Consider the following 21424-nt stretch of genomic DNA (forward strand, 5'->3'; position numbering starts at 1 on the left):
CAGAGCGCCTTCCAGTCGGCCCTCACCGGGCAGTCCAGTGAGTCGGCCCTCCACCACGCTCAGCAGCGTGTCGAGAGCGGGAACTGAGCCGTCCGGTCCGACACTGCCGCCCACACCGGTCTGTACGTGGCCCCAGGGCTGCTGGTCCCGACCCTGGCCCTGGTCCTGCTCATGGCCTCCGGAACCGCCCGTGACCAGCAGTTGGCCCCGGGCGTCCTTGCCGTTGTCGCAGGCGACCGCGATGTCGTAGGTCCCGGGGCGGGTGTCGCGCGGGACGGTGAAGTGCCCGGTCACGACGTCCTTGCCCGTGCCGGGGTAGAGCTCGAAATCCCCCGCGTCCAGGGAGTTCGCGTCGCCGATGCCCGAGCCGTTCTTGCCGCAGGCGGTGGTGTTCACGGTGACCTTGGCGCCCGGAACGGCGGTGGACGGGGTGAGCTCCAGGCGGCCCCGGTCCCGGTCGGCCCCGCCCGCGTACGCGCCGCTCCAGGGGAACCATGACGGCATCTCGACGCCGAGTCCGGTGGCGAGCACGGTGCCGCCGACGGCGACGAGGATCAGTCCGGCGAGCGCCAGCAGCACCCGGTTGACCGTGCGGAGCATGGCGCTCATCCCTTCCTGGGGGCCCGGCTGACGTGGGTGTTCACCTTCGGCGGCTTGGCCAGGCCGAGTTCGCCGACGGCCGTGGTGACCGCGGTGTCCAGGTCGGCGCGCACCTCGTCGAGTTCGCGGAAGTGCGACACGGCCCGGACGGTGACCTTGCGGCGTCCCGACTTGACGCGTACGGACTGCACCCCCGAGACCTCCACGGCCCGGTCGCGCAGGACCAGGGCAGCGGCGGTCCGGTCGAGGGCCGCGTGCACCCCGCGGTGTCTCCGGCTCATCGTCAGCAGGGAGCGCAGCCCCGGGGTGAGGGCGAGGAGCAGGAGCCACAGTCCGAGCGCCGCGGCGACCCCGGCGCCGGTGAGCACCCATACGTCGTCGAGGGAGCGTTCGGCCAGGCCGTCCGCGAGGGAGCGCCGCCACCGCATCGCCGGATGGTCGGCGCGTACCGCCGCCACGTCGTAGAGGAAGAGCCCCGACGCGCCGAGCACCACGAGCCCGAGGAGGGCGGCCGGGACGCGGCGGGCCGACCAGAACCGTCCGGCCCGTCCGCCGGCCGGCTCCTCGGCCCCGGGTACCGGCCGGTAGGAGGACGAGGAGGCGCCCTCGTCGGGGCCGGCGGGCTCCGGCGGACCGACGACGGGCAGCCGCTGGGTACGGTACTCCGGGCCGTCGTCCCTGTACGAGGGCTCGCTCACCGGGTCCTCCCCCGTGCCGAGGAACCAGTGGCCGCCGAGTGCAGGCGTTCGATCCGCACGGCCACCTCGGGCACCTCCATTCCCGCCAGCGTCTTGACCCGCTCGGTCACCTGCCTGCGTACGGCCTGGCACTGGCGGCCGATGTCGCCGGGATAACCGAGCTCCAGGCTGACGTGTACCCGCGCGGAGTCCCGGTGAACGGTGACCGAGGCATTGGGCGGAGCGCCGTCCTCGGGGACCTCGTCGATCGCCTCCCGGGCGGCCTGCGCCGCGATCTTCGCGACGACCCGGTCGGCGATCCGGGTCTCGCCGCGCTCCGCCGCGGGAACCGGGCCGGTCAACGGCTTCACCGTTGCCGGTCGCCGCGCTCGCGACTTCGGAAGAAGTCGCCGGGTTCCAGGTCTCCGTCGAGGAAGCGGCCGGCGATGAAGCCGATCGCACCCAGTGCGGCGACCAGCAGGAAGGCGCCGAATCCGCCGAAGTATCCGGCGAATCCGAGCGCCATGCCGGCCACCATGCCGACCACGGCCATGCTCATGCTGACTCCTCAACTCCCTTGTCGCACAGGGGTAACCGGACTCGGTGACCCGGCGGACCGCCGGGCCACGGGGTGTGCGGGGCCGCCGGGAGCCCGGCCCGGAACTCGGTACAGGCCCTACTGGACCCGCGAGGACGAACCGTCGTCCTCGTCGTCCTCCTCGTCGGGCAGCTTGACGTCGCTGACCGCGATGTTGACCTCGACCACTTCGAGGCCGGTCATCCGCTCCACGGCGGCGACGACGTTCTCACGCACGTCCCGGGCCACCTCGTGGATGGCCACGCCGTAGTCGACGACGATCTCCAGGTCGAGCGCGGCCTGGGATTCGCCCACCTCGGCCTTCACCCCACGCGCAGGCGACTTGCCTCCGCTGCCTCCGCCGGGCACCCGGTCGCGCATGGCGCCGAAGGTGCGGGACAGCCCGCCGCCCATGGCGTGCACACCGACGACGTCGCGGGCCGCCAGTCCGGCGATCTTCTCCACGACCCCGTCCGCGATCGTGGTGCGCCCACGGGCTCCGGCGTCGCCGCCGCCGCGCTTCGTCAGGCTCCTGCCTTCGCCGGAGCCGTCCTGGCCGGGGCGCTGCGTGGTGGTCTCACTCATGGCCGCTCATCCCTTCGATGGGGCAGGGGTGTACTCCCTTGCCCACATTAAGTGCGCTTGTCCGGGTTCGCGCTGTGGATGCGGCAGTCTGGGGCGATGACAACGGCGGACGGCCCCCGGCGGGCGGATGGATGGGCGGCCTCGGTGCGCGAGCGGCTGGGCCTGGGCCGGTTGCTCCCTCTGGGCGGTCCGGCGGACGGAGCGTGGATCGCCGAACGGGCCGCCGCGTCGGTGCTGCGGGACTCCACGGCGGGGCCGGGCGCGCTGCTCGGGCGGCTGCGCATCGGAGCGGCGACGGCGGGCACGACCCCTGGTGCGGCACCGGGGCGGCTTCCGAGTGCGGCGGCCACAGAGCGGTACCGGGAAGGGCTGGGGGACGAGCCCCGGGAGGGACGCACACAGGGACCGCCCCCACCTCCGAGCGCGATCGGGCAGGGGCCGCTGAGGATCGAGGCGGAGTTCACCGCGACCGCGGACCGGCCTCTGCCCACCTCCGCCTCACTGCTCCGGGAAGCCCTGATGGAGGCGGCGTCACGGCGGCTGGGACTCGATGTGGCCGAGGTGGACCTGCGGGTGACGGGACTGCTGGACACGGGGCGGACGCGCCCTACCGGGGCCCGGACCGCGTACGGGGACTACGGGGACAGTGCGGCCCCGTCCGGCGCGAGTGCCCGCGAACACCGGGCGGCCTTCCCCCGGCCGGAGGTGCGCGCGGGTCGGGACGACGGGGCCGCGGGGCTGGCCGCCGCCGCGGTCCCCGGCGTGGTCTCGCTGACCCAGGTGCTGGGCGCTCCGGTGACCACCTCCGCCGATCATGTGCGGGTCGAGGTGGCGACGGCCGGCGGGCACCGCGCGCTCGACGTGGCCCGCGCGGTGCGTACGGCCGTGACGGGTGTGCTGGAGGACGGGCCGCCGGTCTCGGTGCTGGTCACCGCAGTGGTGGAGACCCCCGAGCCCGGCTGAGGGCCCGGCCGGAATGGCCGAACCCTGTCCGGGTCCCCGTCAGTCGGTGAGGCCGGCCAGGTCGCGCAGCCGGCGGCCCTGGGCGGCGCGCTCGGCGGCGCGCTGCTCCTCGTAGGTACGCGAGATCGCGCCGCGCAGCAGCGCCTTGGTCTCGGTCACGGCGTCACGCGGCGCGGCCAGCAGGGCCGCGGCCAGGTCCTGGGTCGCTGCGTCGAGCTGCCCGGCGGGGACGACGAGGTTGGCGAGGCCCGTGCGCTCGGCCTCCGGGGCCGACACGAAGCGGCCGGTGGCGCACACCTCCAGCGCGCGGGCGTAACCCACGAGGTGCACCAGGGGGTGGGTTCCCGTGAGGTCGGGGACGAGCCCGAGGCTGGTCTCCCGCATGGCGAACTGCACGTCGTCGGCGACGATCCGCAGATCGCACGCGAGGGCGAGCTGGAAGCCCGCCCCGATGGCGTGGCCCTGGACGGCCGCGATCGACACGATGTCGTTCCGCCGCCACCAGGTGAAAGCCTCCTGGTACTCGGCGATGGTCGCGTCGAGCCCGGATTCGGGTCCGCGCGCCATGTCGAGGAAGGAGGGCTCACCGTCGAAGCCCTCGGGAGCGAACGCCTGCCGGTCGAGGCCCGCGGAGAAGGACTTGCCTTCGCCGCGGAGCACCACGACCCGCACGGTGCCGGGGATTGCCCGCCCGGCCTCCGTCAACGCCCGCCACAGAGCGGGAGACTGAGCGTTGCGCTTGGCCGGGTTGGTCAGGGTCACCGTGGCGATCGCGTCATCGACGGTGAGTCGTACGCCGTCCTTGTCGAGCAGCGGGTCGAGCGAGGTCATCGTGCGCCTCCGGATCGGGGTGCTGTCAGCACTTCACCTGCTAAGTGACTGAACAGTAACCACCTGGTCGACCGTGCGATCGACCGGGTGGTCCACTCCGATCACGGTGGACCCGTTGCCCACGCCCGCGACCCGCCGCCGACCGTCAGGCCGATGCGGCCTTCTTGCCGCGTGTCGCTCCGCCGCGTCCCCGCAGGGTCACGCCGGACTCACTGAGCATCCGGTGGACGAATCCGTAGGAGCGGCCGGTTTCCTCGGCCAACGCCCGGATGCTCGCACCGGAGTCGTACTTCTTCTTCAGGTCTGCCGCGAGCTTGTCGCGCGCGACGCCGGTAACCCGGCTGCCCTTCTTCAGAGTCTCGGCCACCCGTGCCTCCTCATGGGAAGTGCGCTCTTGTTTCTCATGATCACCCCTACCGTGCGCCCTGGCCACCCATTCGGCAAGGTACGTACAACCCGATTCCGCGCCAGGGAAGGGCTCCACAGAAGCGGAATGAAGCATTCTGAGGGGCTCAAGGGGCAGCTGGGGAGAGCACGAAAGAGAAAGCCCAGGTCAGGGCCGTCCGGGGTGGGGGCGCCAAAACGACGGCGCCCGGCAGGTATCTGCCGGGCGCCGCGCCGAGGGATGAGACCGTCTCGCACAGATGAGGGATCACGCGTAGGCCGAATGATCCATTCGGCGTGGATCATTCGATCGGGACGGCCTCGGACGTACCGGGGCCGAGCCCGTCCGTCCGCACCGCCCCGCCCGGTCAGGCCAGGGCGACCAGGTCGCGGTAGTCGGCGCCCCAGAGGTCCTCGACCCCGTCGGGGAGCAGGATGATGCGCTCGGGCTGGAGCGCCTCCACCGCGCCCTCGTCGTGCGTGACGAGGACGACCGCGCCCTTGTACGTCCGCAGCGCGCCGAGGATCTCCTCGCGGCTGGCCGGGTCGAGGTTGTTGGTGGGCTCGTCGAGCAGCAGGACGTTGGCCGAGGAGACGACCAGCGTGGCCAGGGCCAGCCGGGTCTTCTCGCCGCCGGACAGGACGCCCGCGGGCTTGTCCACGTCGTCGCCGGAGAAGAGGAACGAGCCGAGGGTCTTGCGGACCTCCACGAGGTCGAGGTCCGGGGCCGCGGAGCGCATGTTCTCCAGGACCGTGCGCTCCGGGTCGAGGGTCTCGTGCTCCTGGGCGTAGTAGCCGAGCTTGAGGCCGTGGCCCTTGATGATCTCGCCGGTGTCGGGCTTCTCGGCCTCACCGAGGAGCCGCAGCAGGGTGGTCTTGCCGGCGCCGTTGAGGCCCAGGATGACGACGCGGGAGCCCTTGTCGATCGCGAGGTCGACGTCGGTGAAGATCTCCAGCGAGCCGTACGACTTGGAGAGGCCCTCCGCCATGAGCGGGGTCTTGCCGCAGGGCGAGGGCTCCGGGAAGCGCAGCTTGGCGACCTTGTCGGAGACGCGGACGGCTTCCAGCCCGGCGAGCAGCCGGTCGGCGCGCTTGGCCATGTTCTGGGCGGCGACGGTCTTGGTGGCCTTGGCGCGCATCTTGTCGGCCTGCGAGTTGAGGGCCGCGGCCTTCTTCTCGGCGTTCTGGCGCTCGCGCTTGCGGCGCTTCTCGTCGGCCTCGCGCTGCTGCTGGTAGAGCTTCCAGCCCATGTTGTAGACGTCGATCTGGGACCGGTTGGCGTCGAGGTAGAAGACCTTGTTGACGACCGTCTCGACGAGGTCGACGTCGTGGGAGATCACGATGAAGCCGCCGCGGTAGGACTTGAGGTAGTCGCGCAGCCAGACGATGGAGTCGGCGTCGAGGTGGTTGGTGGGCTCGTCGAGGAGCAGGGTGTCGGCGTCCGAGAAGAGGATGCGGGCGAGCTCGACACGGCGGCGCTGACCACCGGAGAGGGTGTGCAGCGGCTGGCCCAGCACCCGGTCCGGGAGGCTGAGGGCCGCGGCGATGGTGGCGGCCTCGGCCTCGGCGGCGTACCCGCCCTTGGTGAGGAACTCCGTCTCCAGGCGCTCGTACTTCTTCATCGCCTTCTCGCGGGTGGCGCCCTTGCCGTTCGCCATCCGCTCCTCGTTCTCGCGCATCCGGCGCAGGATCTCGTCCAGGCCGCGGGCGGAGAGGATGCGGTCCCGGGCGAGGACGTCGAGGTCTCCGGTGCGCGGGTCCTGCGGGAGGTAGCCGACCTCACCGGAGGAGGTGATCGTCCCGCCGGCGGGGGTGCCCTCACCGGCGAGGCACTTGGTGAGGGTCGTCTTGCCGGCGCCGTTGCGGCCGACGAGACCGATGCGGTCGCCCTTGGCGATGCGGAAGGACGCGTTTTCGATGAGGACGCGGGCGCCGGCGCGCAGCTCGATGCCGGAAGCGGTGATCACGGTAAGACTCCAGGGCGGTATGGACGGCGGAAGGACGAGGGCGGAGGTCTCTCGACGCCGCTAATGCACAAGGAGAATTGCCATGGGCCCATTCTACGGGCGGTGCGCAACTCCTCCGCCGTGCATCGGCCCGGACCGCCGGGCGGTGCCAGAATGAGACGGGGATCACAGCACGCGGAGAGTGGCGGAAGGTGACGATCCATGACGGACACGGCACACAGCACACCCACTGTCTTCCCGGCGGTTCTGTACGACGACGCGAAGGCGGCGATCAGGACGCTGACCGAGGTACTGGGGTTCACCGAGGAAGCGGTGTACGAGGGCGAGGACGGCACGGTGGTCCACGCGGAGCTGTCCCTGGGCAACGGCCGGGTGATGCTCGGGTCCCGCGGGCGCGAGGGCGTCTACGCGCGCGCCATGGCGGACGGGGGCCCGGTCGGCGTCTACGTGGTCCTCGAATCGGCACAGGCGGTGGACCGGCACCACGCCCGGGCGGCGGCGCACGGGATGGAGATCCTCATGCCGCCGACCGACCAGGACTACGGCTCCCGCGACTACATGGCCCGTGACGCCGAGGGCAATGTGTGGAGCTTCGGGACGTACGTCCCGGGCACCGCCTGAGGCCGGCGGCGCCCGGGACGCGGAAGGTCAGCCCCGGCCGCCGCCGGTGTGCACCTGGAACGCGGCGCGGCGCATCGCCTTGGCGAGTGCCGGGTCGGGGTGGGCGGCGGCGAGCGCCACCAGGACCTGGACGGTACGGGGGTGCCCGACGGCCCGGACCTCTTCGAGCAGCGCCGGGACGGTGCCCTGGACGGCGGAGTCCAGATGCCGCACGAGCAGCCCGGTCTCGCCGTGGTCGGCGACGGCCGCGGCGGTGTCCACCCAGAGCCAGGTGGCCTCCTCACGGCTGAGGACCTCCTGGGCATCGTCCGGGTCGGCTCCCTCGTACTCGGCGAGCCAGAGCAGGGCGTACGGACGGAGCGAGGGGTGGGCGACGACCGCGCGGACCTCGGGCTCGGCCGGGGCTCCGACGACGCGCAGCGCCTCGAAGGCCAGTCCGCGCAGCAGCGCGTCCTCGCCGCGGGCGACGCCGAGGAGTTCGGCGACGGCGCTGGGGACCGTGCGGGCGGCGAGCCAGGCACGGTATTCGGCGCGGGCCGGTCCCGGGGTGAGCGAGGCGCAGCCGAGGAGCATCCCGGCGGCGGGCTGTTCGATGTTCCCGGCCGGGCTCTGCGCGGCGACGCAGATCTGCTCCAGCTTGACCCAGACCGCCCAGTTGCCGAGCGGGGTGAGGGTGGCGTGCCCCGGTTCGAGGGTGAGCGCGCCGACGGCGGCAAGGCCCTCCAGGGCCCAGTCGAGCAGCAGGGCGTTCAGCTCGTCGGAGGGTGCGGCGGCGGGGGCTGCGGGTTCCGTACCGGCCGGTGCGTCCTCGGCGCCGGGGGCGTAGGGCACCTCGCAGCGTTCCTCGTGGAGCTCGGCGACACGCTGGCCGAGAAGGTCCAGGAGGACGGGTACGGGCACGGGTCCGGCCGAGAGCTGGAGGAGCGAGAGGACCTGGGGCACCGCCTCGATCGCCTCGGCGACGGCCGTCGCCTCGACGCCTTCGGGCGAGGCGTGCACGAGCGACCACGCGTCGAAGAGCGCGACCCAGCCGCGGAGCACCGCCGAGTCGTCGCGGTCCCAGGCACGCAGGCGCCAGCCGGGGCGCACCGTGTCGCCGTGCAGCTCGACGAGACCGGCCAGCCGGGCCCGGTCCCAGCCGGCCAGCACCCGGTCGGGGGTGAGCCGCAGCTCGGCGGCGGCGCGGTCGAGATCGGGTGCGGCGAGCGGCGCCGTGCCGGGACTGCCCCCGTCGGCGGTCGCCCAGTGGGCGACCCGCACGTCCGCGGCGAGCACCTGCCTGGCCTGGCGGGCCAGTTCGGTGCGTGGCGGAGTGCCCTCGGGCGGGCGGGGGGCGGGCCTGGTGCGGCGGGTGGTCACGGCCTTGCGCGCCGTGGCGAGGGGTCGCGGGCGGACAAGTCGCAGCCTGGAGTCGCGCGGGTTACGGGACGTCACGGGGAGCAGTCTTGCCTCTGACGGGCCGAAAGCCCAAACGGAGGCTCTGCCGCCTCATCCGAGCGGCCCCGCCCGGCCGTCATCAACCGGGCGGTTTGCCCCCAACTCTCACATCAGGGGCGTGAGAAAGCGTCGGAGGGTTTCCTCGTAGGCGGCTGGGCCGAGGTTCCACATCGACGCGTGGGGCGCGTCGGGCACGGTGTGCAGGGCGACGAGGTCGGGGCGGAGCGCGGCGAGTTCCCGCGAGGGTCCCCAGGGGGCCAGGGTGTCGGCGGGGCCGTGGAAGATCAGCGTCGGAACGCCGAGCACGGTCGGCAGCCTGCCCTGCAGGAGCGGGGTGCCCCGCAGGCCGGTCCTCCCCTGGGCGGCGCGGACGGCGAGCGGCATCAGCGCGGACGGGACGCCCCGGGCCGCGGCGAGGGCGCGCAAGGTGGCCTGCCAGTCCATCACGGGGGAGTCGAGCACGAGGCCGGCGACGCTGTCGCGGAGCGCGGAGTCGACGCAGGCGTGCAGGGCCATGGTGGCGCCGGTGGACCAGCCGAGCAGGACGACCTTCTCGGCGCCGTAGCGGAGGGCGTAGCGGATCGCGGCGTCGAGATCGCGCCATTCCGACGCACCGAGGTGGTCGAGTCCGTCCGGGGAGTGCGGGGCTCCGGCGTCGCCCCGGTGGGCGAGGGCGAGCACCGGGAGACGGAGCGCGTTCAGGAAGCCCATCACGTTCAGGGTGTGTTCGCGCGTGGTGCCGATGCCGTGCAGGGCGATGACCCAGGTGGAGCGGTCGGCGGGGACGTACCAGGCGGGCAGTGCGCCGAGTTCGCCGGGGATCTCCACGTCGTGGTGGACGAGCCCGAGGGCGGTGCCGGGGTCTCCGCGGTGCACCTCGGGGGTGGCCCGGACGCGGGTGCCCGGTTCCAGGGACCCCCGGGTGACGCGTACGAGTCGGCGGACGACGGTGTCGGCGGAGAACGCGGGCTCGTCGGTCACCGGGCCCACGACCGCGTGGACGTCCGGTCCGGCGAGACCCCAGAGTCCGGGACGCAGCGAGGCGAAGGAGCGGGTCAGTGTCACCTGCCCGGGCGCCGTCGCGTGCACGGTCAGGCCGCGGTCGGCCGGGAGGGGGCGGCCGGCGGGGACCGTGAGAGCGGTACCGCCGGCGTATCTGCCGACGGCGACCGCTGCCGCGCCGGCGCCGAGGATCGTGGAGACGGCCGCTGCCGTCGCTGTTGCCGGGCGCACGGCTTCAGTCTTGGGGCAAGGCGGTGCGGGGGGCCAGCGGGATGGGCCGTCCGGTGGGCGCGGCGTGTCGTGCGGCGTGTCGCGCCGGGATGCCGGCGGGGCGTGTGCTGGGGCGTGCGGTGACAGGTTCGCGGAGCGTGTCGTGGGCGGGTCTCAGTCGCCCTGGCCGTAGCCCCGGAGCGCCTCGGTGACCTCGTCCAGCTGGTCCGGGGTGAGCAGGGAGGGGGTGCGGCCGGGGACGGAGCTCGCCGCGAGCCAGACCCGGCAGAGCCATTCCAGCTGGGCGGTGCGGTCGTACGCCTCGTCCAGGCTCGAGCCGTGGGTGACCGTGCCGTGGTTGCGGAGCAGGCAGCCGGTGCGGTCGCGGAGGGCGGTGAGCATGTTCGCCGCGAGTTCAGGGGTGCCGTAGCGGGCGTATCCGGCGGTGCGGACCACGCCGCCGAGCATCGCCGCGGCGTAGTGCACGGGCGGGATCTCGTCGACGAGCGTGGAGACGGCGGTGGCGTGCACGGCGTGCGTGTGGACCACGGCGCGTGCGCCGGTGGAGCGGTAGACGGCGAGGTGGAGCGGGAGCTCGCTGGTGGGAGTGAGGGTGCCGAGGGTGCGGTGACCCGCGAGGTCGACGCCGACGAGTTCCTCGGGTCCCAGCCGGTCGTACGGGACGCCGCTGGGGGTGACCAGCACCGTGTCGCCGACGCGTACCGAGACGTTGCCTGAGGTGCCGACGACGAGCCCGTCCGCCGCCGTCCTGCGGGCCGTGCGGACGAGGTCGTCCCAGGCTGCGGCGAGCGCGCCGGGGCGGGGTTCCTGCCGTGGTGCCGCGTGCTCCTGGGCCATGGACGGGATCATAGGGACCGCCGACCGGGACATCCTGTGAATCGGGGAGCGAACAGGCCGACGCACCGGACGTGACCGGAACGACATTCGGGGGCCGATCCGGGCCTGTCCGGCTTCCTGGCGGGAGAGGGAAATGCTGGTCGAGGGCAGTTCCCCCACCGTTTCCGGAGCCCGGACGGTTCTCTCACGGACGCAAGCGGAATGATCAACGCAATCAGGGGGGCACCACAATGCCCCGCCCAGTTCATCTTCCGTTCACTCAGGTTGCTTACGTTCCACGTGCCAATGACGTCGAACGATTGCCTGGGTAAATGGAACACATCACGCTGCTGCTCGCGATCGTCGTCGCGACAGCTCTCGTGTTCGATTTCACGAACGGTTTCCACGACACCGCCAACGCGATGGCCACCACCATCTCGACCGGCGCCCTGAAGCCCAAGACAGCGGTGGCGATGTCCGCCACCCTCAATCTGGTCGGCGCGTTCCTGTCGGTGGAGGTCGCGAAGACGATCTCCGGCGGGATCGTCGACGAGGACGGTCTGAGAACCGAGGTCATCTTCGCGGCGCTCGTCGGCGCCATCCTGTGGAATCTGGTGACCTGGCTGGTCGGCCTCCCGTCCAGCTCGTCCCACGCCCTCTTCGGCGGACTCATCGGTGCCGCGGTGATGTCCGCGGGCTGGTCCTCGGTCGACGGCGGCACTGTCGTCACGAAGATCCTGCTGCCCGCCGTCGCCGCCCCGCTGGTGGCCGGTGCCGCCTCGATGCTCGCGACGAAGCTGTCGTACCGCGTCAACCGGAACGTCACCGACGAGGCGCAGCTGAAGTCGACGGCCAAGGGCTACCGGGCCGGACAGATCGCTTCGGCCGGTCTCGTCTCGCTGGCCCACGGCACCAACGACGCGCAGAAGACGATGGGCATCATCACCCTGGCGCTCGTCACCGGCGGGGTCCTCTCCCCCGGCTCGAACCCGCCGGTCTGGGTGATCTGCTCGGCCGGTCTGGCCATCGCCCTGGGCACGTACTTCGGCGGCTGGCGCATCATCCGCACCATGGGCAGCGGGCTCACCGACCTCCAGCCGCAGCAGGGCTTCGCGGCCCAGACCAGCGCGGCGACCGTCATCCTGGCCTCTTCGCACCTCGGCTTCTCGCTCTCCACCACCCAGTCCTGCTCCGGCGCGGTGATGGGTGCCGGGCTGGGCCGCAAGGGCGGCACGGTCAAGTGGTCCACCGCGACCCGGATGTTCGTGGCCTGGGGCCTGACGCTCCCGGCGGCGGGTCTGGTCGGCGCGGGTGCCGAGTTCCTGACCCGGCAGGGCACCTGGGGCATCGTGCTGGTCGCGGCCCTGCTCGTCGCCGGCTCCGGCGCCATCTGGATGCTGTCGCGGCGCAAGCCGGTCGATCACACCGACATCGCGGAGGCGGACGCCGACGCGCCCGCCGACGTCGTCACCGCGGCCGTCGCCGCCGTCTCCCCGCCGCCCGCCGGGCTCGCGGTCACCGGCCTCACGGCCACCATCCCGGCCCCCCTCCCCGCCGCGCCCGCCGCGGCGACGACGACCGAACCGGCCCGTCCGCCGGCCGCGGTGTAAGGACTCGACCCATGAAAATCGACTGGGCAGCTCTCGCCACCGTCTTCGGTGTCAGCCTCGTGGTCACCGTGGCACTCGTCGGCTTCTTCAGCCTCGGCGTCGTCGGTCTCGCCAAGCGGGCCGGTACCGCCCTGAGCGGCGGATCGGGTTCGTCGGCCGTACTGGCGCGCACCGGCGCGTACGCCTGCTTCGCGCTGTGCGCGGCGGCGGTCGCGTACGGCATCCATCTGATCGTCGCCTGACGCCCCACCCTCGTACGTCGCTTCACCCCCATCGGGCCGGACACCGCGTGTGTCCGGCCCGATGTGCGTCCGGGCGGGGGTCCGACCCGATGGGGGTGGTCGCGCGGCCGGCCGTGGGGCCGGCCGTGGGCCCGACTGTGGGCCCGGGCACACTTCGGCTCCGCAGGTCAACGGCGAGTTGACGGGCCTTCGCGCTGCGTGGTGGACTGCCGGAGCCATTCACGGCGACAGCAGAGGAAGCCGGTGCGAATCCGGCGCGGTCCCGCCACTGTCACCGGGAAGCGGCGCCCCGACGTCCGTACGACGGACACCGGGGTGGCCGCCGATCCGGGAGCCAGGACACTCTCGTCGCCGTCTCGTCGAACCAGGGCGCGGACCCTGAGTGAGGACATACGCCATGCCCGGCCGCCGTGCGCCCGACCCCCTGTCAGCCTTCTCCGCCGGCCCGGGACCGCTCCGTCGCACGGCGGGCTGAGCCGTGCGTGCGGACAACCGCGTCTTCGCGTACGGCGCCACCGCCGGGCTGATCGCCGACCGTCTGCTCGGTGACCCTCGCCGGGGCCATCCGGTCGCCGGGTTCGGCCTGGCCGCCGCCGCCGTGGAGAAACGCCTGTGGCGGGACCACCGGGGCCGGGGTGCGCTGCACACACTGGTGTGCGCCGGGGGCGCCGTGGGGGCCGCCGTGCTCGCCTCCCGTGCCGTGCGCCGCAGTCCCGCCGCCGCCGTCGCGCTGACGGCGGCCGTCACCTGGTCCGTCGTCGGCGGCACCTCGCTGGGCCGCGAGGCCAGGACCATCGGCGCGGCGCTGGACGCCGGGGACGTCGAGGCCGCCCGGCGGCGGCTCCCGCACCTGTGCGGGCGCGACCCGCAGGCGCTCGACGCCCCGGGGATCGCCCGCGCCGTCGTGGAGTCCGTCGCCGAGAACACCTCGGACGCCGTCGTCGGCGCCCTGGTGTGGGGCGCCCTGGGCGGGGTCCCGGGGCTCGTCGGCTTCCGTGCCGTGAACACCCTGGACGCGATGGTCGGCCACCGTTCGCCGCGCCACCGCCGCTTCGGATGGGCCTCGGCCCGGCTGGACGACGTCGCGGGCTGGCCCGGCGCCCGGCTCACCGCGGCGCTGGCCACCGTCGCCGGGGGAAACCCGGGGCAGGCCGTGAGGGCCTGGCGCGCGGACGCGGGCCGGCATCCGAGCCCGAACGCGGGCCCGGTGGAGGCCGCGTTCGCCGGGGCACTCGGCGTCCGGCTGGGCGGGACCCTCGCGTACGGCGGGCGGGTCGAGCACCGGCCGGTGCTGAACGGAGCCGAGGGGCGGGCCGTGGAGGCCGGAGACATCGAACGCGCGGTGCGGCTGTCGCGCCGGGTGAGCGCGCTGGCCCTGGCCGTCTGCGTCGCCGGCCGGCTGGCGGCGGGGCGGCCGGCGGCACGCACGAGTACGGAACGAGGACGGGCATGAGCGCCGGGAACACGAAGAAGGGCGGCGGGCTGCTCGTCGCCGGGACCACCTCGGACGCCGGGAAGAGCGTCGTCACCGCGGGGATCTGCCGGTGGCTGGTGCGGCAGGGGGTGAAGGTCGCGCCGTTCAAGGCACAGAACATGTCGCTGAACTCCTTCGTGACGAGGGAGGGCGCCGAGATCGGGCGGGCGCAGGCCATGCAGGCGCAGGCCGCCCGGGTCGAGCCGTCGGCGCTGATGAACCCGGTGCTGCTCAAGCCCGGTGGCGACCGGTCCAGCCAGGTCGTGCTGATGGGCAAGCCGGTGGGCGAGATGAGCGCGCGCGGCTACCACGGGGGCCGTCAGGAATCGCTGTTCGGCACGGTCGTGGACTGCCTGGAGCGGCTGAGGGGAACGTATGACGCCGTGATCTGCGAAGGGGCGGGCAGTCCGGCCGAGATCAATCTGCGGCGCACCGACATCGTGAACATGGGTGTGGCGAGGGCCGCGCGGTTCCCCGTGCTGGTCGTCGGCGACATCGACCGGGGCGGGGTGTTCGCCTCGTTCTTCGGTACGACGGCGCTGCTGAGCCCCGAGGACCAGGAGTTGATCGCGGGTTATCTGGTCAACAAGTTCCGCGGTGACGTGTCGCTGCTGGAGCCGGGCCTCGACATGCTGCTGGGTCTGACCGGGCGACGGACCTACGGGGTGCTGCCGTTCACCCACGGTCTCGGCATCGACGAGGAGGACGGGCTGCGGGTGTCGCTGCGCGGGACCGTCCGGGAGTCCGTCGTGGCGCCGCCGCTCGGCGAGGACGTGCTGCGGATCGCGGTGTGCGCGGTGCCGCTGATGTCGAACTTCACCGATGTGGACGCGCTGGCCGCCGAACCGGGCGTGATCGTGCGGTTCGTGGACCGGCCGGAGGAACTGGCCGACGCGGACCTGGTCGTGGTGCCCGGTACCCGGGGCACCGTGAAGGCGCTTCAGTGGCTGCGCGCCCGGGGGCTCGCGGACGCCCTCGTCCGGCGGGCGGCCGAGGGCCGTCCGGTGCTGGGGATCTGCGGCGGTTTCCAGGTGCTGGGCGAACGGATCGAGGACGAGGTCGAGTCGCGGGCCGGGGTGGTCGAGGGGCTGGGCCTGCTGCCGGTACGCGTCCGGTTCGCGCGGGAGAAGACCCTCGCCCGGCCGGTCGGCACGGCGCTCGGCGAGCCGGTGGAGGGGTACGAGATCCACCACGGCGTCGCCGACACGCACGGCGGCGAACCGTTCCTGGACGGGTGCCGGGTGGGCCAGGTGTGGGGGACGCACTGGCACGGGTCGCTGGAGAGCGACGCGTTCCGGCGGGCCTTCCTGACGGAGGTCGCGCGGGCTTCTGGGCGGCGGTTCGCGGTCGCCCCGGACACGAGTTTCGCGGCGCTGCGCGAGGAGCAGCTCGATCTGCTGGGCGACCTGATCGAGGAGCACGCGGACACCGACGCCCTGTGGCGGCTGATCGAGGAGGGCGCGCCGAAGGGGCTGCCGTTCGTCGGCCCGGGCGCGCCGGTGCTGCCGGGGGCGGGGGCCGACGTGGGGGCCGTACCGGCGCCGGGCGCACTGAGTACGGACGTTTCCGACACCGCCCCGTCCACCACCCCGTCCACCGTCCCGTCCGGCACCGTCCCGTCCGGCAACATCCCGTCCGGCAACATCCCGTCCGAAACCGTCCCGGACACCTCTCTGGAGGCCTTGTGAGCACGCCGTATCCGTTCACCGCGATCGTCGGCCAGGACGACCTGAGGCTCGGGCTGCTGCTGAACGCCGTGTCGCCTGCGGTCGGCGGGGTGCTCGTACGCGGCGAGAAGGGCACCGCCAAGTCGACCGCCGTACGGGCGCTCGCGGCCCTGATGCCGGAGGTAGCGGTCGTGCCGGGCTGCCGGTTCTCCTGCGATCCGGCCTCCCCCGACCCGGCGTGCCCGGACGGTCCGCACGCGGCGGCGCCCGGCGCCTCGCGGGCGGCACGGACGGTGGAGCTGCCGGTCGGCGCCTCCGAGGACCGGCTGGTCGGGGCGCTCGACATCGAACGGGCGCTCGCCGAGGGCGTGAAGGCCTTCGAGCCGGGTCTGCTGGCCGACGCGCACCGGGGCATCCTCTACGTGGACGAGGTCAACCTCCTCCACGACCACCTGGTGGACCTGCTGCTGGACGCGGCGGCGATGGGTGCCTCGTACGTGGAGCGCGAGGGCGTATCCGTACGGCACGCGGCACGATTCCTGCTGGTCGGCACGATGAACCCGGAAGAGGGCGAGCTGCGGCCCCAGTTGCTGGACCGGTTCGGGCTGACCGTGGAAGTGGCAGCGTCCCGGGACACCGATCAGCGGGTGGAGGTCGTGCGGCGGCGCCTCGCGTACGACGACGATCCGGCGGCCTTCGCGGCGGCGTGGGCCGACGAGGAGAACGCGCTGCGCGGGCGGATCACCGCGGCCCGCGCCCTGCTCCCCGGGGTCGTGCTCGGGGACGGGGCGCTGCGGCGGATCGCCGCGACCTGCGCGGCGTTCGAGGTCGACGGGATGCGCGCGGACATCGTGATGGCCCGGACCTCGACCGCGCTGGCCGCCTGGGCGGGCCGCGACGAGGTGACCGCCGACGACGTGCGGCAGGCCGCCCTGCTGGCGCTGCCGCACCGGCGGCGGCGCAATCCCTTCGACGCCCCGGGGCTCGACGAGGAGAAGCTCGACGACACGCTCCGGGAGGCCGCCGAGGAGGAGGCCCGCCGGGACGAGCGGGACGGCACCCCCGGCGGTGACCCCGACCCGGACCCCGATCCCGACCCGGACGGGCCGGGCGACGACGGCGGTCCCGGCGGCGGGGTGCCTCCGCAGGGAGGCGGCCCCGAGCAAGCGCCTTCGCCCTCGGGCGCGGACGCCCCGGCGGGCGAACCGGGTGGACCGGGCGAACCGGGTGGACCTGGCGGGCAGAACGGGCCGGGCTCCGGGGCGGGCGGCGAGCAGCAGCCGGTCGCGGCGGCCGAGCCGTTCCGTACGAGGACGCTGAGCGTCCCGGGCCTCGGCGAGGGCGCGGCGGGCCGCCGGTCGCGGGCCCGTACCGAGCACGGCCGGACGACCGGCGCGCGGCGTCCGCAGGGTGCGCTGACCAAGCTGCACCTGGCCGCGACCGTGCAGGCGGCGGCCCCGCACCAGCGGGCGCGCGGCCGTTCGGGACGGGGGCTCGTGGTGCGCCGGGACGATCTGCGGCAGGCGACGCGGGAGGGGCGTGAGGGGAACCTCGTGCTCTTCGTGGTGGACGCCTCCGGGTCGATGGCGGCCCGCCGGAGGATGAGCGCGGTGAAGGGCGCGGTGCTGTCGCTGCTCCTCGACGCGTACCAACGGCGGGACAAGGTGGGCCTGGTGACGTTCCGGGGGCGGGACGCCGAGCTGGTGCTGCCGCCGACCTCGTCGGTGGACGCGGCGGCGGTCCGGCTGGAGACCCTGCCGACCGGCGGGCGTACCCCGCTCGCGGCGGGTCTGCTGAAGGCGCACGACGTACTGCGGGTGGAGCGGATGCGCGACCCGTCGCGGCGTCCGCTGCTCGTGGTGGTGACGGACGGCCGGGCCACCGGTGGTCCGGAGCCGGTGGCGCTGGCCGCGCGGGCGGCAAGGCTGCACGCCGCCGAGGGCACCGCGTCCGTGGTGGTGGACTGCGAGTCGGGGATCGTACGCCTCGGGCTCGCCGCACAGCTCGCCCGCGACCTGGGAGGCACCGCCGTCACGCTCGACGAACTGCGGGCCGACTCGATCGCCGGGCTGGTCAAGGATGTCAGAGCAGCCGGGAGGGCCGCGTAATGCCGCAGGGACAGCCGACTTCGGTACCGGACGACGGGCTCACCACCCGTCAGCGCCGCAACCGTCCGCTCCTCCTGGTCCACACCGGGATCGGCAAGGGGAAGTCGACCGCCGCCTTCGGGCTGGCGCTCCGCGCCTGGAACCAGGGCTGGCCGATCGGGGTGTTCCAGTTCGTCAAGTCGGCGAAGTGGAAGGTCGGCGAGGAGAACGCGCTGAAGGTTCTCGGGGCCAGCGGCGAGGGCGGCACGGTCGCCTGGCACAAGATGGGCGAGGGCTGGTCCTGGGTCCAGCGCGGGCCCTCCGGGGAGAACGACAACACGGCGAACGAGGAGAAGGCCCGCGAGGGCTGGGCGCAGGTCAAGCGCGACCTCGCCGCCGAGACGTACAAGCTGTACGTGCTGGACGAGTTCGCGTATCCGCTGCACTGGGGGTGGATCGACACCGAGGACGTGGTCGAGACGCTGGCGAACCGTCCCGGTACCCAGCACGTGGTGATCACCGGCCGCAACGCCCCGCAGGCGCTGCTGGACGCCGCGGATCTGGTGACCGACATGTCGAAGGTGAAGCACCCGATGGACGCGGGTCAGAAGGGCCAGCGAGGCATCGAGTGGTGAACGGCCCCCGGAACACGCCCCGTCTGGTGATCGCCGCCCCGGCCTCCGGCAGCGGCAAGACCACCGTCGCCACCGGGCTGATGGCCGCCTTCGCCGCGCGCGGGCTCGCCGTCTCCCCGCACAAGGTGGGCCCCGACTACATCGATCCCGGCTACCACGCGCTGGCGACCGGGCGGCCGGGCCGCAACCTCGACGCCTACATGTGCGGGACCGGTCTGATCGGGCCGCTCTTCGCGCACGGGTCGGCGGGCGCGGACCTGGCGGTGGTGGAGGGGGTGATGGGCCTCTTCGACGGGGCCTCCGGGCAGGGCGAGCTGGCGTCGACGGCGCAGGTGGCGAAGTTGCTGCGGGCGCCGGTGGTGCTGGTGGTCGACGCCTCCTCGCAGTCGCGTTCGGTGGCGGCCCTGGTGCACGGCTTCGCCGCCTGGGACCCCGGGGTGCGGATCGGCGGGGTGATCCTCAACAAGGTGGCCTCCGACCGGCACGAGGCGCTGCTGCGGGACGCCCTGGAGGAGTCCGGTCTGCCGGTCCTCGGGGTGCTGCGGCGGGTCGCGCAGGTGGAGACCCCGTCCCGCCATCTGGGGCTGGTGCCCGTGGCCGAGCGGCGTACGGACGCCGTGGACGCGGTGGCGGCGATGGGCGAACGCGTCCGCGCCGGCTGCGACCTGGAGGCGCTGCTGGCGCTGGCCCGCACCGCTCCCCCGCTGGACGCCGAGGCGTGGGAGCCGGAGCGGTACGAGCTCTCCGGGCAGCGGCCGGTGGTCGCCGTGGCGGGCGGGGCGGCGTTCACGTTCGCGTACGCCGAACACGCCGAGCTGCTCACGGCGGCGGGCGCGGAGGTCGTCCCCTTCGACCCGCTGCACGACGAGAAGCTGCCCGACGGCACGGCCGGACTGGTCATCGGGGGCGGTTTCCCGGAGGTGTACGCCCCCGAACTGTCGGCCAACGAACCGCTGCGCCGCGCGGTCACCGCGCTCGCGAAGAGCGGGGCGCCGGTGGCGGCGGAGTGCGCGGGGCTGCTCTACCTGGCACGTGAGCTGGACGGCAGGCCGATGTGCGGGGTGCTCGACGCGAGCGCCCGGATGTCGGATCGCCTGACGCTCGGTTACCGGGAGGCGGTGGCGGTCGCGGACAGCTCGCTCGCCTCGGCCGGAACCCGGGTGCGCGGCCACGAGTTCCACCGCACCGTGCTGGAGCCCGGCTCCGGCCCCGTACCGGCCTGGGGGATGCATCTGCCGGAACGCCGGGTGGAGGGCTTCGTCGAGGGCGGGGTGCACGCGAGCTATCTGCACACCCACTGGGCGGCGGCGCCGCGGATGGCCCGGCGGTTCGTGGAGCGGTGCGGTCGAAGGCTGTCCCCGGTGCGCTGAGCGGACCCTCCCCGGGTACGGAAGGGATGCTCGCTCAGTCCGCGATGCCGACGACCAGCCAGATGAACCCGACCCCGCCGATCGTGCAGAGCACGGTGGAACGCGCCGGGTGGTCGTGGTGGGCCTCGGGCAGGATCTCGGCCGCGGCGAGGTAGAGCAGCGCGCCGCTGAAGAATCCGAGATATCCGCCGAGCAGTTCCTCCGGAAGAGTGAACACCAGGGTGGTCGCCGCGCCCACGATCGGGGCGATCGCGTCCGCGAAGAGCATGAAGAACGCCTTGCGGCGATTGTTCCCGTAGAGACTGGTAAGGGTGTAGGTGTTGAATCCGTCGGCGAAGTCGTGGGTGATGACGGCCAGCGCGACGGCGGCCCCCATCCCGGCGCCGACTTGGAAGGCGGCACCGAGCGCCACCCCGTCCATCAGGCTGTGGCCCACCATCGCGGCCGCCGCCGTCAGCCCCACCTGGGGAACGCGTTCCTCGCCCGCCCCGTGTGCCGCCTGGCGTACGGCGAGCAGACGCTCCACCAGATGGGCCACCAGGAAGCCCCCCACGAACAACAGCAGGGCGGCGGGCACCCCCGCCACGGGCCGCCCCGCCGCGTCGATCGCCTCCGGCAGGAGGTCGAGGCCGACCACGCCGAGCATCAGCCCGCCGGCGAAGCCGAGCACCAGGTGGCGGCGGTCGGTGACGCGTTGCGCGACCCAGCCGCCGGCCAGAGTCATCAGGAACGCGCCGAGCGCGACGAACACCGCCATGGGCCCTTGCTAGCCGATCGGCCCCCTTGCCCGCATCTCCGCAGGAGCGCCGTACGCCCCGCCGTCGTCCCCCCAGGACCCGGCGCGGGCGGCCCGTACGAAAGGACTTCCCGTGACCGTAAGCGCAGGGTCCGCAGACCACACCGCCGCACCCGCCTCGGGGGCGGCGCTCGTCGTGGGCGTCGGCGCCCGCCGGGGCGTCGCGGGCGAGGAGGTGTCCGCGCTGATCGAACAGGTGCTGCGGACGGCGGGGCTGGCGGTCTCCGACGTGGTCGAACTGGCCACCGTCGAAGCGAAGACCGTGGAGCCGGGCATCGTGGCGGCGGCGGCCCGTCTGGGGGTTCCGCTGCGCGGCCGGTCGGCGGCGGAGCTGACCCGGGTGCCGGTGCCCGGGGCGTCCGAGGAGGTCGGCGCACTGGTCGGTACGCCTTCGGTGGCGGAGGCCGCGGCACTCTGCGCGGCGGACGAACTGGTGGTGCCGAAGACGAAGTCGGCGCGGGTGACCTGTGCGGTGGCCCGCCGCGGCGGGCCACGCGCGGTTCTCCCGGAAGCGGAATCTTCCGTCGCCCCGGTGACGGAAGGCGCCGCGCCCCTCACCATGGCTGCCATGACTCCCCCCACGCGGTACATCGAGAGCGGCGGACCCGACCTGCGTCACCACGGCGACGCGGAGGTACGCGGCCGGCAACTGACCGATCTCGCCGTGAACGTCCGGACGAACACCCCGCCGCACTGGCTGCGGGAACGCATAGCGGCCTCCCTCGGCGGGCTCGCCGCCTACCCCGACGGCGCCGCGGCTCGCCCCGAGCGAGACGCAGTGGGTCGACGCCCTCCTGTCGGAGCCGGCCGTGCTCGCCGAGGACCACTACGTCCTGCAGCGCATGGTGCTCT

Annotated in this window: 21 protein-coding genes, 1 pseudogene and 1 riboswitch; of the genes and pseudogenes, 10 read left to right on the forward strand and 12 right to left on the reverse strand. The window is 73.6% G+C overall.

Annotated features, from left to right (window positions below; all coding sequences use genetic code 11):
* Positions 1–72: 72 nt before the first annotated feature.
* The 5 genes and pseudogenes from ACWD3D_RS16015 to ACWD3D_RS16035 form a co-directional block, all read right to left on the reverse strand.
* Positions 73–609, reverse strand: a pseudogene (locus ACWD3D_RS16015) (hypothetical protein); the annotation flags it as partial.
* Entirely contained in the window at positions 606–1298 is a 693-nt protein-coding gene (locus ACWD3D_RS16020) for a DUF6286 domain-containing protein (RefSeq protein WP_451461467.1), read from the reverse strand. The gene ACWD3D_RS16020 and the pseudogene ACWD3D_RS16015, both read right to left, overlap by 4 nt.
* The gene (locus ACWD3D_RS16025; RefSeq protein WP_451461468.1) at positions 1295–1648 is read right to left on the reverse strand and encodes an Asp23/Gls24 family envelope stress response protein; all 354 of its coding nucleotides are present in this window, start codon (positions 1646–1648) and stop codon (positions 1295–1297) included. Before ACWD3D_RS16025 ends, ACWD3D_RS16020 begins: the two co-directional genes overlap by 4 nt.
* On the reverse strand, positions 1645–1836 hold the full coding sequence (locus tag ACWD3D_RS16030) for a hypothetical protein (protein WP_275494883.1): 192 nt from the start codon (positions 1834–1836) through the stop codon (positions 1645–1647). Before ACWD3D_RS16030 ends, ACWD3D_RS16025 begins: the two co-directional genes overlap by 4 nt.
* A 117-nt stretch (positions 1837–1953) precedes the next feature.
* On the reverse strand, positions 1954–2439 hold the full coding sequence (locus ACWD3D_RS16035; protein WP_451461469.1) for an Asp23/Gls24 family envelope stress response protein: 486 nt from the start codon (positions 2437–2439) through the stop codon (positions 1954–1956).
* A 96-nt stretch (positions 2440–2535) separates the two neighbouring features.
* On the opposite strand from ACWD3D_RS16035, the gene ACWD3D_RS16040 reads away from it, so the two are divergent.
* Entirely contained in the window at positions 2536–3402 is an 867-nt protein-coding gene (locus tag ACWD3D_RS16040; protein ID WP_451461470.1) for a hypothetical protein, read from the forward strand.
* A 39-nt stretch (positions 3403–3441) separates the two neighbouring features.
* Here the strand turns inward: ACWD3D_RS16040 and ACWD3D_RS16045 are convergent, their stop codons facing one another.
* The 3 genes from ACWD3D_RS16045 to ACWD3D_RS16055 form a co-directional block, all read right to left on the reverse strand.
* Positions 3442–4233, reverse strand: coding sequence for an enoyl-CoA hydratase/isomerase family protein (locus ACWD3D_RS16045; protein WP_451461471.1), 792 nt, complete (start codon positions 4231–4233; stop codon positions 3442–3444).
* 145 nt (positions 4234–4378) lie between these two features.
* On the reverse strand, positions 4379–4600 hold the full coding sequence (locus ACWD3D_RS16050) for a helix-turn-helix domain-containing protein (RefSeq protein ID WP_266702971.1): 222 nt from the start codon (positions 4598–4600) through the stop codon (positions 4379–4381).
* 385 nt (positions 4601–4985) lie between these two features.
* Positions 4986–6584 carry an ABC-F family ATP-binding cassette domain-containing protein gene (locus ACWD3D_RS16055; RefSeq protein ID WP_328722432.1) on the reverse strand — a complete coding sequence of 533 codons (1599 nt, stop codon included), beginning with the start codon at positions 6582–6584 and terminating at the stop codon, positions 4986–4988.
* Between the two features lie 201 nt (positions 6585–6785).
* On the opposite strand from ACWD3D_RS16055, the gene ACWD3D_RS16060 reads away from it, so the two are divergent.
* Positions 6786–7205 carry a VOC family protein gene (locus tag ACWD3D_RS16060; protein WP_451461472.1) on the forward strand — a complete coding sequence of 140 codons (420 nt, stop codon included), beginning with the start codon at positions 6786–6788 and terminating at the stop codon, positions 7203–7205.
* A gap of 27 nt (positions 7206–7232) precedes the next feature.
* Here the strand turns inward: ACWD3D_RS16060 and ACWD3D_RS16065 are convergent, their stop codons facing one another.
* The 3 genes from ACWD3D_RS16065 to ACWD3D_RS16075 all read right to left on the reverse strand — a co-directional run bounded on the left by ACWD3D_RS16065 (position 7233) and on the right by ACWD3D_RS16075 (position 10712).
* Positions 7233–8564: a hypothetical protein gene (locus tag ACWD3D_RS16065; protein WP_451461482.1), complete on the reverse strand. Its 1332-nt coding sequence runs from the start codon at positions 8562–8564 to the stop codon at positions 7233–7235.
* Positions 8565–8747: 183 nt separating this feature from the next.
* Complete coding sequence (locus ACWD3D_RS16070) at positions 8748–9875, reverse strand: alpha/beta hydrolase (RefSeq protein WP_451461473.1); 1128 nt, start codon at positions 9873–9875, stop codon at positions 8748–8750.
* Between the two features lie 153 nt (positions 9876–10028).
* On the reverse strand, positions 10029–10712 hold the full coding sequence (locus tag ACWD3D_RS16075; protein WP_451461474.1) for a class II aldolase/adducin family protein: 684 nt from the start codon (positions 10710–10712) through the stop codon (positions 10029–10031).
* Positions 10713–11023: 311 nt separating this feature from the next.
* Between ACWD3D_RS16075 and ACWD3D_RS16080 the strand changes: the two genes are divergently transcribed.
* From ACWD3D_RS16080 to ACWD3D_RS16110, 7 genes are all read left to right on the forward strand, one after another.
* Positions 11024–12301 (forward strand): anion permease, encoded by a 1278-nt coding sequence (locus ACWD3D_RS16080; RefSeq protein WP_451461475.1) that lies wholly within the window; start codon positions 11024–11026, stop codon positions 12299–12301.
* Between the two features lie 11 nt (positions 12302–12312).
* Positions 12313–12543: a hypothetical protein gene (locus tag ACWD3D_RS16085; RefSeq protein WP_451461476.1), complete on the forward strand. Its 231-nt coding sequence runs from the start codon at positions 12313–12315 to the stop codon at positions 12541–12543.
* A gap of 234 nt (positions 12544–12777) precedes the next feature.
* Positions 12778–12887, forward strand: a riboswitch (cobalamin riboswitch).
* Between the two features lie 134 nt (positions 12888–13021).
* Complete coding sequence (locus ACWD3D_RS16090) at positions 13022–13996, forward strand: cobalamin biosynthesis protein (protein WP_451461477.1); 975 nt, start codon at positions 13022–13024, stop codon at positions 13994–13996.
* Complete coding sequence (locus tag ACWD3D_RS16095; RefSeq protein WP_451461478.1) at positions 13993–15705, forward strand: cobyric acid synthase; 1713 nt, start codon at positions 13993–13995, stop codon at positions 15703–15705. The genes ACWD3D_RS16090 and ACWD3D_RS16095 overlap by 4 nt, the downstream gene beginning before the upstream one ends.
* Positions 15702–17792, forward strand: a complete 2091-nt coding sequence (locus tag ACWD3D_RS16100; protein WP_451461479.1) for a putative cobaltochelatase — start codon at positions 15702–15704, stop codon at positions 17790–17792. The genes ACWD3D_RS16095 and ACWD3D_RS16100 overlap by 4 nt, the downstream gene beginning before the upstream one ends.
* Positions 17792–18406 (forward strand): cob(I)yrinic acid a,c-diamide adenosyltransferase, encoded by a 615-nt coding sequence (gene cobO / locus ACWD3D_RS16105; RefSeq protein ID WP_328722423.1) that lies wholly within the window; start codon positions 17792–17794, stop codon positions 18404–18406. Before ACWD3D_RS16100 ends, cobO begins: the two co-directional genes overlap by 1 nt.
* The gene (locus ACWD3D_RS16110) at positions 18403–19776 is read left to right on the forward strand and encodes a cobyrinate a,c-diamide synthase (protein WP_451461480.1); all 1374 of its coding nucleotides are present in this window, start codon (positions 18403–18405) and stop codon (positions 19774–19776) included. The genes cobO and ACWD3D_RS16110 overlap by 4 nt, the downstream gene beginning before the upstream one ends.
* A 34-nt stretch (positions 19777–19810) precedes the next feature.
* Here the strand turns inward: ACWD3D_RS16110 and ACWD3D_RS16115 are convergent, their stop codons facing one another.
* Positions 19811–20533 (reverse strand): ZIP family metal transporter, encoded by a 723-nt coding sequence (locus tag ACWD3D_RS16115; RefSeq protein ID WP_328722421.1) that lies wholly within the window; start codon positions 20531–20533, stop codon positions 19811–19813.
* A 112-nt stretch (positions 20534–20645) separates the two neighbouring features.
* Between ACWD3D_RS16115 and ACWD3D_RS16120 the strand changes: the two genes are divergently transcribed.
* On the forward strand, positions 20646–21424 hold a 779-nt coding region (locus ACWD3D_RS16120; RefSeq protein WP_451461481.1), incomplete at its 3' end, for a cobalamin biosynthesis protein.

The sequence above is a fragment of the Streptomyces sp. NPDC002690 genome, from assembly GCF_053592415.1.

Bases quoted from the DNA above. Each gene is read 5' to 3' on its own strand.
- ACWD3D_RS16030 (WP_275494883.1), bottom strand. From the start codon at position 1,836: ATGAGCATGGCCGTGGTCGGCATGGTGGCCGGCATGGCGCTCGGATTC.
- ACWD3D_RS16035 (WP_451461469.1), bottom strand. From the start codon at position 2,439: ATGAGTGAGACCACCACGCAGCGCCCCGGCCAGGACGGCTCCGGCGAA.
- ACWD3D_RS16040 (WP_451461470.1), top strand. From the start codon at position 2,536: ATGACAACGGCGGACGGCCCCCGGCGGGCGGATGGATGGGCGGCCTCG.
- ACWD3D_RS16045 (WP_451461471.1), bottom strand. From the start codon at position 4,233: ATGACCTCGCTCGACCCGCTGCTCGACAAGGACGGCGTACGACTCACC.
- ACWD3D_RS16060 (WP_451461472.1), top strand. From the start codon at position 6,786: ATGACGGACACGGCACACAGCACACCCACTGTCTTCCCGGCGGTTCTG.
- ACWD3D_RS16075 (WP_451461474.1), bottom strand. From the start codon at position 10,712: ATGGCCCAGGAGCACGCGGCACCACGGCAGGAACCCCGCCCCGGCGCG.
- ACWD3D_RS16080 (WP_451461475.1), top strand. From the start codon at position 11,024: ATGGAACACATCACGCTGCTGCTCGCGATCGTCGTCGCGACAGCTCTC.
- ACWD3D_RS16085 (WP_451461476.1), top strand. From the start codon at position 12,313: ATGAAAATCGACTGGGCAGCTCTCGCCACCGTCTTCGGTGTCAGCCTC.
- ACWD3D_RS16095 (WP_451461478.1), top strand. From the start codon at position 13,993: ATGAGCGCCGGGAACACGAAGAAGGGCGGCGGGCTGCTCGTCGCCGGG.
- cobO (WP_328722423.1), top strand. From the start codon at position 17,792: ATGCCGCAGGGACAGCCGACTTCGGTACCGGACGACGGGCTCACCACC.
- ACWD3D_RS16115 (WP_328722421.1), bottom strand. From the start codon at position 20,533: ATGGCGGTGTTCGTCGCGCTCGGCGCGTTCCTGATGACTCTGGCCGGC.